Raw genomic sequence first — 17,849 nt, 5'->3', positions numbered from 1 at the left:
TCCGGGCTCCTCGTGCCGACCGCACCGAAACCCCAAAAAGCGGGCTCCGAATCTTGGAATCCGGTAGCGGTGAATCCCACCCCTTTTTGATGGAGGCCGATATGCCACCGCGCTCACTGCATCACTGGATCGTCGTGCTGAGTTGCGCGTACATGGAATACACGTTCACGCCTTGGGATGGCCGCTACCACTACCGCCGCACCGTCGATTTTGGCCACGTCGTGTGGTGCTGACAGGCAGCGTTCGACATGCCGACCAAGCTCCGCACCCGCGCGGCCGCACCCACCGTGCCGCCTCCGTCACCCGGGCAGTGCCAACGCCCAAACGATGGCGCTGGCCAAGGCGGCGCATTCCTACTTGAAGTCGTCTCAGAAAGCTATGGCCCCATTTTTGTCAGGAGACATGCCATGCAACTCGCTTCTCACTTTGCTTCCCATTCACCGGCGCTGCGCTCCGAATATCCGTTGTCGGACGACCAGATCCGTGCCGTTGCGCCGTCCATTTTTGCACCGGCCGCGCACGAAAGCCGTTCCGAGCGGTACCGCTACATCCCCACCGCGACCGTGCTGCATGCACTGCGCGGCGAAGGCTTCGAGCCATTCATGGTGTGTCAGACCCGCGTGCCGCACGACGACCGCCGCAACACTACCAAGCACATGATCCGGCTGCGCCACGCCAGCCAGATCAACGGCCGCGAAGCGAACGAGGTCATTTTATTGAATTCGCATGACGGCACGAGCAGCTATCAAATGCTCGCGGGAATGCTCCGTTTCGTGTGCAGCAACGGCCTTGTTTGTGGTGACTGCATCGCTGACGTGCGCGTGCCTCATAAGGGCAACGTAGCCGAGCACGTTATCGATGGCGCTTACGAGATCCTGCACGGTTTCGAGCGGGCGCAAGCTTCCCGCGATGCCATGCAGGCCGTCACGCTCGAGGACGGCGAGGCCGACGTTTTCGCCCGTGCCGCGCTCGCATTGAAGTACGACGACGCCGAGTCGGCCCCCATCACGGCATCGCAACTCCTCACGCCCCGCCGTCACGACGACGAGCACCGCGATCTGTGGAACGTATTCAACCGCACGCAGGAAAATCTCCTCAAAGGCGGTCTGTCCGGGCGCGCCGCGAACGGTCGCCGCCAGACCACACGCCCGGTGCAGGGAATCGATACCGGTATTCGCCTCAATCGTGCCTTGTGGTTGCTGGCCGATGGCCTGCGTCAGTTGAAGTCCTGATTGAAAGGCTGATTCGCTGTCTTCTTCATGTGGCAGGGGCAGGCAGCCGCCCTTGCCGCTTCTCTCGGTGCTGCCCACTGAACCGCTAGGAGATATCACCATGAACGCAATTTCCCAGACCCAACACGACGCCGAAGCCGAAGCGCTCGAAGCGTTCGACCCGACCCAGCACCTGATGCTGATTCCGCTGTCCCGGCTGCGCTCGCGCCGGTCCAAGCGCAACGTACGCACGACGCCGCGTCTGTCCATAGACGAACTTGCCGCGAGTATTTCGCGCATTGGCCTGCAGCAAAACCTTATCGTGATTGCCGCCGGCCGCGCCGACGACGTGGGTGAGCAATACGAAGTCGTCGCGGGCGATCGCCGCTTGAGCGCCTTGAAACTGCTGGCGAAGAAAAAGCGCATCCCCGCCGACCACGACGTGCCGTGCCTGCTCGTCGCCGATGCGTCGGCCCGTAACGTGAGCGGGCAGCGCGAGGCCATGCATCCGGCCGACCAGTTTGTCGCCTTCGCCGCGCTCGTCAAGGAAGGCCGCCCCGCGGAAGACATTGCGGCTGACTTCGGTGTGTCCCCGCTGGTCGTGCAGCGACGCCTGAAGCTCGCGAACGTCTCGCCGCGTTTGCTGGACGACTATCGCAGCAACACGCCGGACGCGCCGACGCTGGAGCAATTAATGGCGCTGACCATGACCGATGACCACGGCGCACCGGAAGCCGCGTTCTACGGTGCGCCGCAGTGGCAGCGAGGCGCATCCGCCCTGCGCGCACGCCTGACCGAGCGCGAAATCAACGCCTCGGATCCGCTGGCGCGTTTCGTCGGCATGGACGCCTACACCGCAGCGGGCGGCGGCATTCGTCGCGACTTGTTCGCCGAAGGCGATGACGGCACCTATCTGACCGACCCCGGACTGTTGGAGACGCTGGCGGGTAACCGGCTGGACGTTCTAGCTGAAGCGGTGCGCGCCGAAGATTGGGCGTGGGTACAAGCGATGCCGCACATGAGCCACGCCGAGCGCCAGACGTTTCAGAACGCGCCGCGCCAGCGCCGCGAACCGAGCGCACGCCAAGCCCGCCGCATTGCCTCGTTACAAGCGCGGCTTGAGAAGATCGAGCGGGAACTGGAAAGCGCTTACGACACCGAGGACGAGGATAAGGTCAGCGACGTGGAATCGCGCCGCGAACAGGTGGCCAAGGAACTGCAAGCTGTGGAGGATGGCTTACAAGACTATGCCCCGGACGTGCGCGCCGTGGCCGGTGCCATTGTGACGCTTGACCCCGAAGGCAAAGCCGTGGTTCATCGCGGTCTGCTGCGCGAGCCCGAGGCCAAGGCGCTGCGCACGCTGGAAAAGCTGCGGCAGGGTTTGAGCGCAGGTGGGGGTAAGAACGGTGTGAATGGTGAGGGCGACGAAAACGACGAGGAAGCCCACAACGGTGACAATGCGTACACTGTTGAGAGACTGTCCGAGCGGCTGGCGCAACGGTTAAGCGCCCACCGCACGGCGGCACTGCAAATCGAAGTGGCGCGCCATCCGCACGTCGCCTTGGCCGCGCTGGCGCATGACATGGTGCAGACCGTATTGCAAGGACGCTTGCGAGGCGGCGACTTTCCGCTAGGCGTGAGTCTGACCGGGCAAGACCGGCTCGAAAGGCTGACGCCCGAGGAACCGGAATCGTCTGCCGCTGTGGCGTTGCGTGCGTTACAGGAAACCCTCAGAGATGCGTTACCGCAGGACAGCGCAGAATTGTTCGCCGCGTTGATGGCAAGCCGCAAGACGAGTTGGTGCGGCTGATAGCCGTGTGTGTGGCGTCCGCCGTCGATGTGGTGACGCCATGCGCGATGCTGCCGCAACCGGGTGCAGCACTGGCGCAGGCGGTGGGGCTGGACATGACCGCATGGTGGCAGCCAACCGCCAAGGGCTATTTCCTGCACGTGCCAAAGGCGGCAACGCTGGCGGCCGTCAGCCAGTACGCGCCCGCGCACGTTACCCGTCTGTCGAAGTTGAAGAAGGCCGACATGGCCAGCGAGGCGGAACGGCTCGCCGAAGGCACCGGCTGGATGCCCACCATGTTCGAAACACAACAGCCGACCGAGCAGCCCGCCGAGCCGGAAGACGGGCCCGAGGGGGGCGGAGCCGACTTGGAGGTGGCCGCAAATTCGGACGCCGATGCTCATACGCCACGTATCGCTGTCGCGGAGGTGGACACTGGCGGAATCGCCGGATAACGTTGCCCGGGCTGTGCGCAATAAGAGAACACGCATCCCGCGAAACTTGTCGTGACGTATAGAGACTTACCCGGCTTCGGCCGGGTTTTTTATCGACGAGGAATTCGCCAGCACGCACCCTGACGAATCCGACGGGTGCCCCCACCCGCATTCGCGCGGCCAAATGAGGTGTAGTTAGGTGGAGCCGGCCGGCGGTGGCTCGCATCGCCTCACAGGTGGGAAAGTGCGCAGCTAAGGGCGCACGTGAGGCATTGGCTGCGACAGGCTCCCGTGCCGCCGATGCCGGTTAACTTCAGTGAGCCGCTCGGCGGTGTTGCCCATGTCGAATTCGAAAAGTCTGCGCTTAATTTCGAAAGTCTCGGGCTTGCGGTTAAGGTATATAAGTCAGTGATTGTCGGTGACTTTGACCCTGAAAGAGATGCCCTTCATCATCCCCCGACCGCTGGGCAACCACCGGTTCAACCAGCTCAACCAGCTCAAGCAGATTTCCGTGTTCCGCGACATCCTGACCGCCCCCTTGACGTTGGGAGCGATCGAGGACCTCCCGGCGGTCTGTGGGTGTCTAGCCGATCGCTTTCTTGGCACCGAAGCGTGCGCGCCTGAGTGCTTGACGATTTCCATATCCGGCGAAGCGCCTGACGGTCCCCTCGACTTCACGGACATTGCGAACGACCCGTTGCTGGCGCACGAGGCGGGCGGAAAGGCGGTGCTCAAGCGTATCGCCGAGCACATCGTGCCGCCGCTGCTACTCAGTTGCGTCGACATGGGAATCGCCTACGCGGCAGCGCTTCAGATTGCGACGCAATTGGGCGACGCCGAGTTCGCGGCGCTGGGGCCGACTGCCGTGCAGCGCGCGGTGGACGATCGCATGGTGGGTGGGCCGCTAAGCACCACGCACATCGCACTCGAGGGCGACGGCAAAGTGCTCGTGCATCAGCGCTCGCAATGGGCCGCGTATTTGGATGGGCAAGGACAGGCAGTCGAATCTGAGAACGCGGGCGCGCCGGTGCTCGAAGCCGGTTTTGTCGCCGCTTTCTGGGTCGAGCCCCTTGCGAGCGATTTGCCCGCCAGCGCAACGAAGCAGTTTGCCTTGCACGGCAACATGCAGCACTGTTATCTGGACACGCTTGACGCGGGTCTCAAAGCGATGCTCACGCGCTACCCGTCGAGGATTGACGATGACATCGTCCATCGTCTGGCCAGAGTATTCGACAAGGCGCGGATTCGCCTCGAGCCGCCGACGCCCGAAGCCCGCTGGTCGCGAACGCCCTTACCGATTCGGCACGGCGTCGCGCGACGGATAGCGGCCTACGCGACGAGCACGTCCGCCCGCCCTCGCGCGGTGGAAATCACGACGGCGTCCGAAACTTCGGGTGTAAGGGGCGTGGGCGTCCCCGCGCTCATCCACGAACAATTAGCCGTTCACGACTTTTGTGACTTTTGCGTGACTAGGGTTCGCCAACTGATTTTGAAATCAGCTACAGAAGAAGACTTCGATTCAGGGGGAATGAAGCATCAATTTGCGACGAAGCGATTTGAATTTTATAACATGGCCAACGTTGCCTATCGGAAGGACATTCCCGAACTGCTCCCGCTGCCGAGAAAATACCTGGCTTTCGTGTTAGGGGCATTGAAATATTCGACGGGTAACTGCGTGGAGATGGCGTTGACGGCCGCCGCATTTGCGCAGTTAAAGTCACGGGATTTTTTTTCGATGCGAGGCCATCATTCTGACGGCGTGAAAGCGGAAATTTATGGTCCGAAGTCTTATGACCCGCAGCTCGAAGGCAAAGCGGATCATTTCTTTTGCGTGTTAAATCTTGCGGTGAACGGGAACCTCTACAAGATGGCGGTCGATCCATGGATGTGGAATTTCATGTCATTTGACGCCTATATTAGGGCTTTGAAAGACAATCCGATTCCCCCCATTACCCAACCGGACACTATATTCGTAATGGAGAAAGGCATGACTTATGCGATAAGTCATCCGGATTTCACCGAGCCCGTTCAGAAAGTTTTCGACCGCTATGCGATTTGAGCCGAGCACGCATTAAGTTAGCGCTGACGTGCTCGCGGCCACATGGACGCGCGGCGCCCCTTAGGCCATCACCGGCCTCTCGTGGTTGGTGAAGCGGCACTGTCCCACCCCCTTTACGCGGCTGAGCGCGTCCGTTTCTCGCACCTCCCTTACCCGGCTGGAGGGCTGGCGCTCGATGCCTCGCACGTGAGTAAGCACTCGCAAAGATGGGGGCGTGGATGTGGCGTCAGCATGGTAGCCGTACCTGTTCAGCATCCATGCCTTAAAAGCCCGCCAGCCAGGCCCCGACGAATCCCCCCACTGCTCCCGCAACGAGCGCGAAGCCGCCGAGCAGCAGCACGAACCGCCGCGCCTTACGCTCAAGCGCGAGGTTCGCTGCGACGAGTTGCGCCGCGCCATGATTGAGTTGGTTGCCGATCTGCGCCGCCGCGTGGCGGCCCGCCTCGGTCAGCTTCGCAGCGTTTTTGTCGATGACGGACTCGAAATTGAGCCGGGCGGCCAGAAACGCCTTACCGGCCGCGTCCGTGGTTGCCTGCTCCATCTTTGCGGCCAGCGCTTGGTCAGCCTGCTCTAAACGCCGCACGAGCGCGTCCGCCTCTTGTAGCAACTCGGCCATTAGCGCTTCGCGCGCGGTGGAGACATCAGTGGCCATGACACCTATATGAACGCGTCCCGTTTGCAACAGTTTTCGCGTGTTTTGATAGACAGGATGGGCTGCAGCTCTATATCCGGCCTCGATGCAGTCGGTACAGTCGCTGCGGGCCCCTATGAAATTCGCTGACTCGCACCTCATTCTCCCGGCGAGCTCAAAGCTCGAGGCATCATTCAGGTTTAGCGAGTCCCGGTCCTACCTGGCTTGTCATCACACTCGATTGCTGCGCAACCTTTCGACGTTCACCCTGTGTTTAAACGTTAATCCTCTACGCAAGCGCTGCCCGTTTAGACGGGTTTCACGCTCACGTATCCCTTCTGGTACTGCCGGTCATGGGCAAGAACTGCCCAGATCGTTCGCGCCATCTTGTTGGCTAACGCGACGATTACGACATTTTTTGGCCGCCGCTTCTGGATTTGTTCGACCCACTCACCGGGCTCTTTCGCATGCGTCAGCACAGATCGTGCACCGTGAATCAGCAGGGTGCGCAGATATGTGTCGCCGCGCTTTGATATGCCATGCAAGTTCACCTTGCCGCCCGAACCCGTCTGCTTCGGCACGATCCCAACCCACGCGGCAAACTCTCGTCCCGAACTGAACGCTTTCGCATCTCCCATCATCGCGACAGCTGCTGTTGCCGTCAGTAATCCAACACCGGGAATCTCGCTGATGGCCTTGACCGCCTTATCCTCTTTCTTCCACTCGCGCATCCGACGCTCGATCTCAGCGATCTGCTCATCAAGCTTCTCCAGTCCGTTCCACTGCGCGCGAAACGTATCGATCAGCACGGCAGGCAAACGCTCCGCAATCCGTTCGAGCACAGCGGGTATTTCCTTATCGAGCTTCGCCCGACTCTTGCCCATCACTTCACCGTATTCCGTTAGCAGCCCTCGCAGAGCATTAATCTGCATCGTGCGAAATTTGATCAGTTGCTGTCTCATCCGGTGCAGCCCCAGCATGGCTTGCTGCATTTCGGTCTTTACTGCGACCGGCTTGCCCGGCTGCTGCACGGCCAGCCAGATCGCCTTCGCATCAGCCGCATCGCTCTTGTTCCTGATGTTGAAAGCCTTTACGAACTCCCCCGGCATCAGCTTCACCTCGTGGCCCAGCTTCGCGAGTTGCCGGGCCCAGTGGTGCGCACCACCGCACGCTTCCATCCCGATCAGGCACGGCGCTCGGTTCGCAAAATGCTCAAGGAACTTTGCCCGCTTGATCGGCTTGTTCACGATCTCGCCAGTTTCCTGATCGACGTAATGCACTTGGAACACACTTTTCGCGATGTCTACACCCACTGCCGTACAATTCACTCGGATCCTCCGGTTGCTTTGGAAAACTTCGTATTTTCCACTTTGGGCACATCGATGCCGTTGGCCCGTGAGGATCCACCTTCCTTTGCTCACTCGGTCACGGGGTGGGACGCGTTCATTTCATTCTCCCGATTACCTGAACAACGCCCGGTAGACGTTATCGAGGTTCTTGTGGGCCGACCTGGCCAGGCGCTGAGCGGAGATCATGCTCACCGCGCGCGAGCGGGCCGCGTCGTCGCTCGCTTCGCGCAGCATGGCCCGATAGTCCGTGTCGTCCGCGACAACGTCGGCGACGGACTTGTTCAGCCCCCGCAGCCGCTCGAAAATCTCGTTTTTGAACACCACGGCGTCTGCTCGCAGCGTGAAGCTTTGGGTGCCCTCGTGCAAGCCGAAGATCGTCCGAAACAGACGCGGCACGTCGCTCGCGTCTTCGAGTTCGACCTTGTTGAACACCACGCGTATTTTCTGTGCCGGCACACCGAGGCCAGCCAGTGTCTCAATCGTGTTCACGGTGTCGGTTTGTTGCTTTTTTCTCGCTCACCGCAGGCACCACGAAGTAGTCGAACTCATCGTGCGACCCTTCGAACTGGCCCATCTGTTTGATGAATTCCGCGACGTTGGACGCGCCCACGTCAACGATGGCCGAGTCGAGCGTCATCAGGCCCTCTTGCAGCCCGCCGTAGTCGCGGCCTTTGAGGCGCAGCGCGCCGGTGTCGGCCGAGCCGGCATTGAGAGTCTCGATCTCGAACCTCGGCGCGTTCATGCGCGGCGCGAGCAGGTGATCAACCAGCGTGGTCTTACCCGGATTCCCGCTGAAATTTAAGACGGCGACTTTCATTTTCGGCTTATATGAACGCCTCCCGTTTGCGACGGTTTTTCGTGTGTTCCGACTGTGACAGGAGGGGTTGCAGCTTCATATCCGGGCTTGTTTGCAGCCTGATACGCTGCGGCCCACCATGAAATCCGCGGACCCGCACCTCATTTCCTTAGCGAGCTCGAAGCTCATCCGAAAATTCAGGTTTAGCGAGTCCCGGTCCGACCTGTCTTGTCATTACATACGATTGCCAGCGCAACCTTTCGACGTGTCATCCTGTAAAAATTAATCGTCCTGCTACCCAGCGCTCATCGGTTAAACCGGCTTAATGACCCTGTCTCGTTTCCACGTACATCAAGTCATGCAGCCAAGCAGGCATTCTCCCACGCCACAGGGGCAAGGAAGCCGTTGGCCGAGTGCAGGCGCTGGCGGTTGTACCAACCCTCGATCCAGTCCACGATATCCAGCCTGGCCTGCGCCCGCGTTTCGTAGCGTACCTGGTAGATGCGCTCGACCTTCAGCGTCTTGAAGAAGCTCTCCATCGGCGCGTTGTCCCAAGCGTTGCCTCTCCTGCTCATGGACATCGTGTTGTCCAGGTCGCCAGCCAGCGCTCGGTAGCGCCCACTGGCATATTGCGACCCGCGATCGGTATGCACAAGCAGGCCCTTGTCCGGCTTGCGTTGCCACCATGCCGATTTCAGAGCGGCGCACACCAAGCTCGCATCTATCGCTTCGGACATTGACCAGCCCACGATCCGCCGGCCAGCCAAGTCCATCACTGCCGCAAGGTACAACCAGCCCTCGCCCGTGGGCACGTACGTGATGTCGGCCACCCAGGCCTGATCGGGCTGCCAGCCGTCGAAGCGCCGATCCAGGAGGTTCGCGGCCACCGGCAGAGGATGTGCCGAGTCGGTGGTCACCACGAACGGCCTTCTGTACACCGGCCTCAGCCCTTGGCGCCGTAGGCTCTTGCGAACCCGCTCGGCGCCAACCATCTGGCCCTGCTGGCGCAGTCTCTGGACGATTCGAGGCCGGCCCTAGCTACGGCGGCTGGCCTGGTGGATGGCGGCCACCTCGGCATCCAGGGCCTGATTGACCAACGCCCGGGAGCTCGGTGGACGCACACGCCACTGGCAATAGCCGCTTCGCGATACGCCCAACACGCGGCACAAGCGGTTGACAGGGTACTGGTCGCGATGTTTGTCGATCCAGGCGTACTTCATCGCGACACTTTGGCGAAGTACGCCGTCGCTTTTCGCAGGATTTCTACATCCAGCTTCGCTTCGGCCAATTCCCTACGAAGGCGACTGTTCTCCGCCTCCAGCTCACTGACGGGGCGACGGGCCGGCGCCTCTCCAGCGGCTGGCCCACCGCCCGGGCCGGACGAAGCAACGCCGCGCCTTGACCAGTTGCCCACCGTGGCCACCGGCACACCAAGGCGCCGTGCGGCCTCGTGCCCGCCTACCGACGCCGCAAGCCTGACGGCTTCAGCCTTGAATTCCTCTGTGTACTGCCGCTTGGGCAGTTTCCCATCTTTCATTTCGATTCTCCGTACCTCAGAAGTTAACCACTTCTTGGTGTACGTGAAATCGAGGCAGGGTCAGCTTGTATTGCGCGAGGTACGCCTTGAGCTGGCTGATGCCGCCTTCATAGCCTTCATCGCGCAACTCGCGCAGCAATACTGTTGCTGGAATCCAGTGTGGCCGTGCTGCCTCTATGCGACCCTGCACATATTCCTTGAACCGGTCCAGTTTGGTTGCCCGGGGCATTCGCTCTTTGTACCGGCTCGCTTGCTGGTCACGCACGTATCGCCGGACCGTGTTGCGCGAGACACCCATCTGCCTCACTATCTCCCGCACCGACGTCCCGCGTCTTGCCAATACCTTGATTTCCACTGCTTGCTCCTGAGTCAGCATCGGCGGCAAAAACCGCCATCCTCTCCCAGGTGGGTCAGGTTTACTTCGGCGCGTGGGGGTCAGTTTTACATCGGCGCTAACACTTTGACAAACACATGCTTCACATTGGCCAGCGCCGGGATGTCGGCTTTAGCCGCCGCATAGCTGCGCAGTTGATCGGTCACGATCTTGTGCGGCACCGGGTTCGAGCGCAGCACGCCCTTGAAGAAGCGCTTGGCGGCCGCCTTATCGCGCCGCTTCTGCAGCAGGATGCGAGTTGCGCGCCATGCGCGTCGACGGCGCGCCACAGCAGGTACTGCTCACCGCGCAGGCTTACAAACATCTCGTCGAGATGCCACGTGCTACCGGGCTTGCAGCGTGCCGCTTTGACCCGGTGGGCAAAACCCGCGCCAAACTTGTCGCACCAGCGGCGGATCGTCTCGTAGCTGACTATCACCCCGCGCTCGAACAGCAACGCTTCGATGTCGCGCAGGCTGAGCTGAAATCGGAAGTACCAACGCACGGCACGGCTGATGACCGACGCTGGGAATCGGTGGCCGCGATAGAGCGATTTTGGTTTTCTCATCGCTTCATCGTACGCGAACTTACCGATAACGTGACAGTGCCATTCAGGCATGTGCCGTTGCGTGCAATTGCAACCCAAGCGCTTTGATGACTCTTAAAATGGTTCCAAAGCTCGGGTTGCCATCGCTCGACAACGCCTTGTACAGGCCTTCCCGTGTCAAACCAGCATCGCGGGCAACTTGCGTCATACCGCGTGCGCGGGCAATCACGCCAAGTGCTTGAGCAATGAATGCGGGATCGTCACCGCCTTCTAGAAGACATGCCTCAAAATATTCGGTGACATCTTCTTCGGTCTTCAGATATTCGGCCGAATCCCACGGCCGGGTTTTGATTTTCTCCATCCCTCACTCCATGTCAAGGTGGGGCAGCATCCGATGCGCGGCCTTGATGTCCGATGCCTGCGTTGATTTGTCGCCACCGCACAGCAGGATGACCATCACAGCGCCGCGCTGCACGTAGTAGACGCGGTAGCCGGGACCGTGATCAACCCGCAATTCGGTAATCGGGGCTCCGGCAGAGTTGGTATCGCCGGGATTGCCCATCGCCAAACGATCAATGCGAGCTTGGATGCGGCGCTTTGCCATGCGGTCCTTGAGGCTCTCGAACCATGCGTCGAATACGTCGGTGGTACGGATTAGGATCATGCCGTTATTGTAATCCATAGTTCACACATTGCCAACCGTGGATGGCAATGATTACCGTCGGATCGGCAATGTCCGGGATCGCGGCTTGATGCGTCGTATCGACGAGCTGCATCTTGAGTTCCCGTTCGCGGGAGCGCGCATGCTGGCTCGTCTGCTGCGGCGCGAGGGCATCGAGGTGGGGCGCCGGCACGTGGGCACGCTGATGAAGGGTTCTGTCGCGATAACGAAATTACGCCGAAGCGAAGCCAGGGGCAGATTGGTTTTTACGCGGCCAGTGCATAGAATTGCTCAGCAGGGGACGCACGGCGTCCCTTTGGGGGCAAGCATTTGCCCCTTACGAATCAGGTGCATGGTCTCGATGCCGCCCAGGACAATGCGGGCACAACGGAAATTCTGGAAACCCAGCATCGGTCTGACGCGCCGTTTGATCGCGCGGTGGTCCTGCTCGACAAGGTTGTTCAGGTACTTGTTCTGGCGGATTTCGATGGGTGTCTCGCGCTGGGCGCCCAGCGCCTGCAGCGCGGCGGCGGTATCGCGGCGCGCGCATAGCAGAAAATCAATGGTGTGGCCCGCCTTGTCCACCGCCCGGTAGAGGTATTTCCACTGGCCTCTGACCCGAATATAGGTCTCGTCCATGCGCCAGCTCTCACCGACTGGGCGCAGGCGGCGACGTATCGCTTTATCGAAAACCGGCAGCAACTTGATCACCCAGCGACGGATCGTCGAGTGGTCCACCGCCACGCCTCGCTCGGCCATCATTTCCTCCAGATCTCGCGAGCTCAGCGAATAGGCCACGTACCAGCGCACGCACTGCAACATAACCTCCAACGGGTAGTGCAACCGCTTCAGGACCTTGGCGATGCCTGCGGGCAAGGGCTTTTTCGGCGGTTTGGCTGCGCGCTTCATCGACTGGGTTCCCAGTGCTCGAAATCGTAGGGTCTACCTGACTACCCCTATTGCGACGGAACCTGTGTTTGCGTCAAAAATGGATAGTTGCACCCGCAATACGGAAACTCTTACCCATCTGAACAAAGCCCACGGCGATCACGGACGATGTGATGTAAGCCGTTCGATCCGTCCTCGTAATCGGTGCCAATCAAAGTCACAAACATCCGACGCAGGATCCTTTCATAGGCGGTTTCGGCGTGGAGCCCCACGAAGACCCGCGAAGCCGGCAGAGACGGCCCGGATCGGATCGAGCTCACGCCGGCAGCGCGCGAACGTGGCCGGTGGGGCGTCGCGCGGTACACCGGTACCGGCGTCATATCAGGTGGTCACCTGATGGCGGCCTTAGCGGGGCGGCCGACAATGGCTGTAAAACATGCCTGCGGCTTGGCTGACAAAAATTCCGAGACGCTGCTAAAGCACAATCGAGTCGGCAAAGATGCCCGGCGATTGCTGACCTTGAGTACGAGCGGGACGCTCTCCAAAGCTGCCCAATCGGGCAGTCGCGGGCGACGTTGATTGCTTTTCGCTTGAGCTTCGCCGCTGGCAGTAGAGGTTCGATCAGGAGGCACAGAATGTCGTCAATCTGGCGCTGCTATCCTTAGGTTTTCGCTTTTCAGGTGTCCTTCACAGCTTGAAGTTAAATTTAAACGCCCCGTTGCAGGGCTTTGTGCTGGCCTCTAATGGTGAGTGCGAAGTTAACGACAATGTCCGCGTTGCCAGGCAGTCGCTTGAGTTGTGTACCACATTGAAAAATTTCGTTTTTTAATAGGCCATATAAAACAAATGTCAATCACAATATACAAAGCTGTTAATCACCAGATGAATTTAGCCATCCCGACAGAAAACAAGAACGCCACCGAAACTTCTGGGCCGGATGTAGATGAGAACGAGAAAAATAAACACGACCTGGAACAGGCAGCCATAAACCGTAAAAACTGGGAAGCTGCTCCGCCGCAGCACAACGGCCATTTTGCTGTGATAGGAGAGGCTGGTGTTAAGGAGGCCTACACTGACCCGGCGCCGGGCGATATGGCGTTGCCAAGTCCGCCAATGGATAAGAGACGCGCCATTCATCAAGTGAAAGTCAGTAGTCTGACCGCGGTGTGCTGTACTGGTTGGCTTAACGACAAAGAGACTTTAAAAAAACAACTCTTCGCCGGTTATTCATTGGCGAACTTGCGCGAACTTTTTGTCGAATTAGCAGAAAAAATAAATTCGACTAAGCAATATGAAGAGCTTGGGAAAATCTTGGGGTCAGACTGCCGAAAAATTGAAAGGTTGGGTTTGAATATTAGCTTGAGTAGCAACGCCAAATATCACGCTGAACATCATTTCGCAAGCTCAAAATTAGTTTTTGATAGTTTAAAGCATTTGTCCAACTTAAAAGAGTTGATATTGGTTTTTAAATGGACGGCTTACGTTTTTGATGATAAAAACGTTTTTGGTTCTTTGGGGAAGTCACTTGAAAAATTGGGGAAATTTAATAATTTAGAAAAAATTCAAATAATCATGGAGGAAAATTCCGTAACTGACGATGAAATGAAAATTCTGTTCAACGGAATATCTGGGATAAAAAGCCTGAGAAACGTCGAGATCGATATGCGCGACAGCAAAGAGCTCACCCAAGAGGGCTTTGATCACCTAGAAGGCCCTTTGCGGGAGCTAAACAACCTTGAGTCATTGCGCCTTGTGACCGATGGTACAATCGAAACCGATAAACTTAGTGGCGCACTGTCTTCGGTAAATCATTTAAACGTTGGCCCCGCTGCCTGAGAGCTTGTAGCCAAAATAGCGCTTGCCGTGCTTGTTCGTCGGTAATGCCCCCTGGAATCCACGGCTAGGAGAAGTAGAATTTTCTCGTTAAGAGGGAGTTCTGCAGATGAGGTTCTGTCGCGATAACGAAGTTACGCCGAAGCGAAGCCAGGGTCGCGTTGGATTTTACGCGGCCAACCCATAGAATTGCTCAGCAGGGGACACACGGCGTCCCTTGGGGGCAAGCATTTGCCCCTTACGAATCAGGTGCATGGTCTCGATGCCGCCCAGGACGATGCGGGCACCACGGAAATTTTGGAAACCCAGCATCGGTCTGACGCGCCGTTTGATCGCGCGGTGGTCCTGCTCGACGAGGTTGTTCAGGTACTTGTTCTGGCGGATTTCGATGGGTATCTCGCGCTCGGCGTTTAGCGCCTGCAGCGCGGCGTGAACTGCTGCCGGGATCGTAAGCACTTCTGGCCTATGATTTGAGCATAGGAGGAGGTCCATGAGTGCAGAGCGATTTACACCGGAATTTAAGGAAGAGGCGGTCCGCCAGATCGTCGAACGCGGCCACTCCGTTGCAGAGGTGTCCGCCCGTCTTGGCGTCTCAGCGCACAGTCTTTACAAGTGGGTCAAGGCGGTCACCCCGGACAAAACCGAAAAGCAGGCGAGCGAGCTGGTCGAGGCCAAGAGCGAGATTTTGCGACTTCGGGCGCAACTGCGTCGTACCGAGGAGGAGCGCGACATCTTAAAAAGGGCCGCGGTAGGTTTAATGGGTCCAGCGCAACGCCGTCGAGCTGGCGCCCGGCGTTTTGCTCGAACGTGCTGACCCGTACGTAGCCGACGCGCTGACCGTTCATGGCGAGTTTCCAGCAATGGTGTCAGGCTGGAATCTATGACTTTGACGGACCGGCGTCAAACAATCGAAGGAACGGCCCTATCCTGACATCTTTGACATGCCCCGCCTGACGTCCAGTTAGGCTATGCTTCATCTGACAACTGCCTGCGGACAAAGGCCGTGAGCCGACCCACGACGCTCGCCACAGGACGGGGGCCGGCCTGCCTCGCCGACAATCGACCTCTTGCCGATCCGCTGCTCCAATGCTTACCGCGCGCGTCACTGGATCGGCGGCACCACGCCAAGCTTTTCCGCTAGCATCCTTTCGTACACACCGAAGTGCAAGTCGACCTCCTCCTGTGTAACGACGGTCACAACAATGTTGATTTGCGCCAGTTGCAGGCCGAGCACCGTCGCGATCGCCGCTTCCAGCTGCGGCGCGCATAGCCGGTCCTCGGCGAAGGTGGTGCCAACCGCAATCTCGTAAGCGGATTCCTGCCGCAATACCACTTCAACCAGCCGCGCACGGGCGCTCATGTTGCTGTCGATCGCCAGTCGGATTACTTCAACCGCCGTGCGCATCGTCTCGGTCGGGAAACCCTTTGTTGAGCGCAACCGGATTCGGTGCTGGCCAAGGGTCAGCCAATCGTATTCGAATTCCATGGTGTCCTCGCATGGTCCGTCAGGAGCGTCCTGAAGATAGGGATTTGGCCATCCGAATTCAAGAACAGAAAATCACAATACCCCTTGAAATTTCCGCGCAAGATCCTATCTTGAATGCCGTTCAGGCAGTCGCGCCAGCAGTTCGGCGCGCTGCGTGTTTCGATTTGTTTGCCCGCAGCACGGCAGACGGACTGGAGCGCGTAGGCCGGTTCGTCTTCCTGCTGGTTTTGAAGGAGGAAATGACCATGAGCGATCTCTACTTCGGGACCGACCTTTTCGGCGAGTTCGACCGTCTGCAACGGCAGATGGCGAGCCTCTTCGGCGGTTTCCCTTCCAGCATCCGTTCCGGGCGCCTCGGTGCCTTCCCGCAGGTCAACATCGGCTCGACTGACGACTCTATCGAGGTCGTCGCGTTCGCGCCGGGTGTCGATCCCAAAAACCTCGACGTATCGATCGACAAGGGGCTGCTGACCATCAGCGGCGAGCGCCAGACCGCACAGCCGGACGCGGCCAGCGACGACGCCCGTACCTATGCGCAGGAACGGTTCGTCGGCGCTTTCAGGCGCGTCATTGAACTGCCACAGCATGCGGACCCCGACAAGGCCACGGCGCAGTACAGCAATGGCTGCCTGACCGTGAGCATTGGCAAGCGGGAAACATCAAAACCGCGAGCCATCACCGTTCAATGAAACCTGTCGCAGAACCGAGGAGGACATCATGAACGACACGACAGAACTTGCCAGGAAAGATGAAACGGCGGTGGCCCGTCGCGAAGACGACCAGTCGCAACGTCGGATCACGCTAACGCCGCCCGTGGACATCTTCGAGGATAGCCAGGGCGTCACCCTGTGGGCAGATCTGCCCGGCGTGACAAAGGACCGGCTCGATGTGAAGGTACACGATGGCACCCTGTACATCGAGGCCGAGGCGGTCGTGCCCACGCCGGCGGGGCTGCGCCTGCAACACGCGGAGATTCGCCAACCTCACTTCGCCCGGGCGTTCTCTCTTGGGGCCGACTTCGACGCAACGAAAATCGACGCAAACCTGAAGGACGGCGTGCTGAAGCTGACCATACCGCGCCGCGACGAAGCCCGTCCGCGCCGGATCGAAGTGCGTACGAACTGAAGTCAGCACGCGGGCAGCAATGACAGGGAGAAAACCGGTGGCGGTCGTCTGACCGCCACCATCCGACCGGGGAGGCCCGGATGCGGGACGTTAAGTGTCGGTAGGCGGCGGAGTCGCGGCTTCAATATCCCCCCCTGCCAGACCGTAGAGGAGGATATGATGAACACTGACCTGAAGAAGTGGAACCCCTTCAAGTTCCTTCGTGGCGCGGGGCGCAAGTCCGATGCGGACAGACCGGAAAGTCCCCCACCGAGCGAACAGTGGCGTGCCTCGTGGCCTGACATTCCACGACTTTTCTCGCGCGACCCGTGGCGTGCAGTGGAGGAGTTCTTTCATGACCCGTTTGCAGGCCGTGGTGCGCTCGAACGATGGTTTGGCGATTTCAGTTCATCGCGCTTCCAGCCACGCATCGACGTGGTCGATGAGGGGCAGGTGCTGCGCGTAACCGTCGAACTGCCCGGAATGGAGCGGGAGGATCTGAACGTCACCGTGGAGGATGGGGCGCTCGTGTTGCGCGGCGAGAAAAAGCAGGACGTGCACAGCGAGGAAGACGGCTGCTACCGGCTTGAGCGCGCCTATGGAAGCTTCGTGCGCACGATCCCGATGCCGGAAAATACCGACCCTGATCACGCCCTGGCAAAGTTCAACAACGGCGTGCTCACGTTGACCGTACCGAAATCGGAGCCGTCGAGATCCGCGAGCCGCACCATCGATATCGGCTAGGGGCAAAGAAAATCGCCGGTAGGGGATGGATATCGGGGCGAACCGGGCCGTTAGCTCAGCAGGTAGAGCAGCGGACTTTTAATCCGTTGGTCACTGGTTCGAATCCAGTACGGCCTACCCCTGTGTACACGATTGTGTCGGACATTGCCGGCGCGACAGGACAGGATGCCAGGCGGCCGGTCAGGGGAAGTAAGGATCTTTTCAGGCCGTCAGGACGAGCTGTGGTCTCAGCTTGCCGCTAACGTACGTAAAAATCCGTTTCTTGAGGGCACCGCTATATGCTTGCGGGAATGCATGAGCACGCCGAAGAAGCCAACGAGCTTTCGAATGCAAACCGCGGATTTCTCAGCAGATAGCGCCGGAGTTGAGAGCAAGGCGTCAGCAACGTTTTGTCGCAATAGGCCGAC

13 protein-coding genes, 1 tRNA gene and 9 pseudogenes are annotated in these 17,849 nt (G+C 59.4%); 11 read left to right on the top strand and 12 right to left on the bottom strand.

Translation table 11 applies throughout. The features are described from left to right. Positions 1–101 precede the first annotated feature (101 nt). The 4 genes and pseudogenes from AB870_RS27380 (at position 102) to AB870_RS23390 (ending at position 5,493) form a co-directional block, all read left to right on the top strand. On the top strand, positions 102–233 hold the full coding sequence (locus AB870_RS27380) for a hypothetical protein (RefSeq protein WP_257786674.1): 132 nt from the start codon (positions 102–104) through the stop codon (positions 231–233). A gap of 174 nt (positions 234–407) precedes the next feature. Beyond that, positions 408–1,232, top strand: a complete 825-nt coding sequence (locus AB870_RS23400) for a DUF932 domain-containing protein (RefSeq protein ID WP_047909317.1) — start codon at positions 408–410, stop codon at positions 1,230–1,232. A gap of 100 nt (positions 1,233–1,332) precedes the next feature. Beyond that, positions 1,333–3,455: pseudogene (locus tag AB870_RS23395) on the top strand (ParB/RepB/Spo0J family partition protein). Positions 3,456–3,852: 397 nt separating this feature from the next. Next, positions 3,853–5,493 carry a hypothetical protein gene (locus AB870_RS23390; RefSeq protein ID WP_157112503.1) on the top strand — a complete coding sequence of 547 codons (1,641 nt, stop codon included), beginning with the start codon at positions 3,853–3,855 and terminating at the stop codon, positions 5,491–5,493. A gap of 262 nt (positions 5,494–5,755) precedes the next feature. Here the strand turns inward: AB870_RS23390 and AB870_RS23385 are convergent, their stop codons facing one another. The 8 genes and pseudogenes from AB870_RS23385 to AB870_RS23345 all read right to left on the bottom strand — a co-directional run bounded on the left by AB870_RS23385 (position 5,756) and on the right by AB870_RS23345 (position 11,408). After that, entirely contained in the window at positions 5,756–6,109 is a 354-nt protein-coding gene (locus tag AB870_RS23385; RefSeq protein WP_047909419.1) for a hypothetical protein, read from the bottom strand. 323 nt (positions 6,110–6,432) lie between these two features. Then, on the bottom strand, positions 6,433–7,452 hold the full coding sequence (locus AB870_RS23380; protein WP_047905322.1) for an IS110 family RNA-guided transposase: 1,020 nt from the start codon (positions 7,450–7,452) through the stop codon (positions 6,433–6,435). A gap of 132 nt (positions 7,453–7,584) precedes the next feature. Further along, positions 7,585–8,290 (bottom strand): annotated as a pseudogene (stbB, locus tag AB870_RS23375) (StbB family protein). Between the two features lie 335 nt (positions 8,291–8,625). Continuing rightward, positions 8,626–9,806: pseudogene (locus AB870_RS23370) on the bottom strand (IS3 family transposase). A gap of 64 nt (positions 9,807–9,870) precedes the next feature. Then, a pseudogene (locus AB870_RS23360) lies at positions 9,871–10,182 on the bottom strand (helix-turn-helix domain-containing protein); the annotation flags it as partial. Between the two features lie 74 nt (positions 10,183–10,256). Then, positions 10,257–10,747 (bottom strand): annotated as a pseudogene (locus AB870_RS23355) (IS6 family transposase); the annotation flags it as partial. 43 nt (positions 10,748–10,790) lie between these two features. Next, positions 10,791–11,087: an addiction module antidote protein gene (locus tag AB870_RS23350; RefSeq protein WP_047909313.1), complete on the bottom strand. Its 297-nt coding sequence runs from the start codon at positions 11,085–11,087 to the stop codon at positions 10,791–10,793. A 3-nt stretch (positions 11,088–11,090) separates the two neighbouring features. After that, positions 11,091–11,408: a type II toxin-antitoxin system RelE/ParE family toxin gene (locus tag AB870_RS23345; RefSeq protein WP_047909312.1), complete on the bottom strand. Its 318-nt coding sequence runs from the start codon at positions 11,406–11,408 to the stop codon at positions 11,091–11,093. A 58-nt stretch (positions 11,409–11,466) separates the two neighbouring features. Between AB870_RS23345 and AB870_RS25855 the strand changes: the two are divergent. After that, positions 11,467–11,598 (top strand): annotated as a pseudogene (locus AB870_RS25855) (IS3 family transposase); the annotation flags it as partial. Between the two features lie 55 nt (positions 11,599–11,653). On the opposite strand, the gene AB870_RS23335 reads toward AB870_RS25855, so the two are convergent. After that, positions 11,654–12,296, bottom strand: a protein-coding gene (locus tag AB870_RS23335) for an IS6 family transposase (RefSeq protein WP_418304019.1) whose coding sequence is annotated in 2 segments (ribosomal slippage) — positions 11,654–11,695 and positions 11,697–12,296 — 642 coding nt in all. Because the reading frame shifts where the segments join, the coding sequence is not laid out codon by codon here. 861 nt (positions 12,297–13,157) lie between these two features. Here AB870_RS23335 and AB870_RS23330 point away from each other — a divergent pair. Next, positions 13,158–14,111, top strand: coding sequence for a hypothetical protein (locus AB870_RS23330; protein WP_157112501.1), 954 nt, complete (start codon positions 13,158–13,160; stop codon positions 14,109–14,111). Between the two features lie 165 nt (positions 14,112–14,276). Here the strand turns inward: AB870_RS23330 and AB870_RS23325 are convergent. Beyond that, a pseudogene (locus AB870_RS23325) lies at positions 14,277–14,579 on the bottom strand (DDE-type integrase/transposase/recombinase); the annotation flags it as partial. A gap of 19 nt (positions 14,580–14,598) precedes the next feature. On the opposite strand from AB870_RS23325, the pseudogene AB870_RS23320 reads away from it, so the two are divergent. Then, positions 14,599–14,865, top strand: a pseudogene (locus AB870_RS23320) (transposase); the annotation flags it as partial. A 4-nt stretch (positions 14,866–14,869) separates the two neighbouring features. Here the strand turns inward: AB870_RS23320 and AB870_RS27480 are convergent. Together AB870_RS27480 and AB870_RS23315 are read right to left on the bottom strand one after the other, a co-directional pair. Next, a pseudogene (locus AB870_RS27480) lies at positions 14,870–14,953 on the bottom strand (recombinase family protein); the annotation flags it as partial. A 257-nt stretch (positions 14,954–15,210) separates the two neighbouring features. Beyond that, on the bottom strand, positions 15,211–15,594 hold the full coding sequence (locus tag AB870_RS23315; protein WP_047909309.1) for a hypothetical protein: 384 nt from the start codon (positions 15,592–15,594) through the stop codon (positions 15,211–15,213). A 245-nt stretch (positions 15,595–15,839) separates the two neighbouring features. Between AB870_RS23315 and AB870_RS23310 the strand changes: the two genes are divergently transcribed. The 4 genes from AB870_RS23310 to AB870_RS23295 all read left to right on the top strand — a co-directional run bounded on the left by AB870_RS23310 (position 15,840) and on the right by AB870_RS23295 (position 17,559). Continuing rightward, the gene (locus AB870_RS23310) at positions 15,840–16,283 is read left to right on the top strand and encodes an Hsp20/alpha crystallin family protein (RefSeq protein WP_047909416.1); all 444 of its coding nucleotides are present in this window, start codon (positions 15,840–15,842) and stop codon (positions 16,281–16,283) included. Positions 16,284–16,311: 28 nt separating this feature from the next. Further along, positions 16,312–16,719 (top strand): Hsp20/alpha crystallin family protein, encoded by a 408-nt coding sequence (locus AB870_RS23305; RefSeq protein ID WP_047909308.1) that lies wholly within the window; start codon positions 16,312–16,314, stop codon positions 16,717–16,719. Between the two features lie 159 nt (positions 16,720–16,878). Further along, positions 16,879–17,442 carry an Hsp20/alpha crystallin family protein gene (locus tag AB870_RS23300; protein WP_047909415.1) on the top strand — a complete coding sequence of 188 codons (564 nt, stop codon included), beginning with the start codon at positions 16,879–16,881 and terminating at the stop codon, positions 17,440–17,442. 44 nt (positions 17,443–17,486) lie between these two features. Then, positions 17,487–17,559 (top strand) — tRNA-Lys (locus tag AB870_RS23295). The last annotated feature ends 290 nt before the right edge of the window (positions 17,560–17,849 follow it).

The sequence above is a fragment of the Pandoraea faecigallinarum genome (genome assembly GCF_001029105.3).
GTDB classification, from domain to species: Bacteria; Pseudomonadota; Gammaproteobacteria; order Burkholderiales; family Burkholderiaceae; genus Pandoraea; species Pandoraea faecigallinarum.
The sequence above is the reverse complement of the archived record's forward strand: the minus strand, read 5'-3'. Positions and strand labels throughout refer to the sequence as shown.